This is a genomic window from Rhodoferax sp. RT5P35, assembly GCF_056521385.1.
On sequence record NZ_JBWMAX010000269.1, the window covers coordinates 1 to 1145 of the forward strand.

General features: G+C 57.2%; 2 protein-coding genes. Both read right to left on the reverse strand.

Annotated elements, in window-relative coordinates; genetic code table 11:
* Positions 1-367: AlbA family DNA-binding domain-containing protein (locus AC097L_RS25550; RefSeq protein WP_479589503.1), on the reverse strand; the 367-nt coding region annotated here is incomplete at its 3' end.
* Positions 368-374: 7 nt separating this feature from the next.
* Positions 375-1145, reverse strand: a 771-nt coding sequence (gene rfbH / locus AC097L_RS25555) for a lipopolysaccharide biosynthesis protein RfbH (RefSeq protein ID WP_479589504.1), incomplete at its 5' end; no start/stop codon positions are given.

The window sequence follows — 1145 nt, forward strand, 5'->3', positions numbered from 1 at the left end:
GGGTGAGTTGGTGATTGGAGCTTGCCACGCGCTTTAAGTAGCGTCCTCGGGTGTTGACGGGTTTCACGGGGAATTCGCTCACGCCAATGACCACCACGGTTTTGCCCTGTTCGGTGCAGGCGCTGATGTCAGGGATGAGAGACGGACTGGTGGCTGACTTGATTTGCCCCAGCCAGTCGTTGAGCGTTACTTTGCCCACTGTTGTGCCCAGCACGACACCCGCATCGCTCACGCCCACCAGCACCGCGCCGCCTTGCGCGTTGGCAAAGGCGACCAGCGTGGCGATGCAGGCTTTGTCAAACGAGGTTTTGAATTCCAGCGTTTGAGATTCGCCTGCGGCGATGAGGGTGTGCAGGGCTGAGCGCATGGTTAAATCAGAAGTTCACGCCCAGATAGGCCTCAATCTTGCTGGCAGCAAACTCCAGCATCTCTCTGGTCAGCGCCGGTTGCACCCCAATCCAGAAGGTGTTGTTCATCACATTGTCGGTATTGGTCAAATCACCACTGATGCGGTAGTTGGCCCCGATCATGTAGGGTTGGCGCGTCAGGTTGCCGGCAAACAGCAGGCGTGTGCCCACCTTGTTCTGATCCAGGTAGGTCAGCAAGTCCAGTCGCGTGACAGGGCAGTTCTCTTTCAAGGTGATCGGGAAGCCGAACCAGGAGGGATCAGAATGTTCTGTGGGCTCAGGCAGGTTGATGAATTCTTCGCAGTCTTTCAGGCGTTCTTTCAGGAACGCGTAGTTGTCTTTGCGGGCCTGGATGAACTGGGGCGCCTTGTCCAGCTGGGCGAGCCCGCAGGCGGCCTGCATGTCGGTGATCTTGAGGTTGTAGCCCAGATGGCTGTAGGTGTACTTGTGATCGTAGCCGTAGGGCAGGTCGCCCAACTGCTGGCAGAAGCGTTGGTTGCAAGTGTTGTCTTTGCCGGGCTGGCAGTAACAGTCACGCCCCCAGTCACGAAAGCTCTCTGCAATCGTTTTGAGTTCGTCGTGGTTGGTAAAGACGGCACCACCTTCCCCCATGGTGATGTGGTGTGCCGGGTAAAAACTCAAGGTCGCGATATCACCAAAGGTGCCGACCATCTGGCCACGGTAGGTGGTGCCCAGTGCATCGCAGCAATCTTCGACCAGCCACAGCTTGTACTTCTT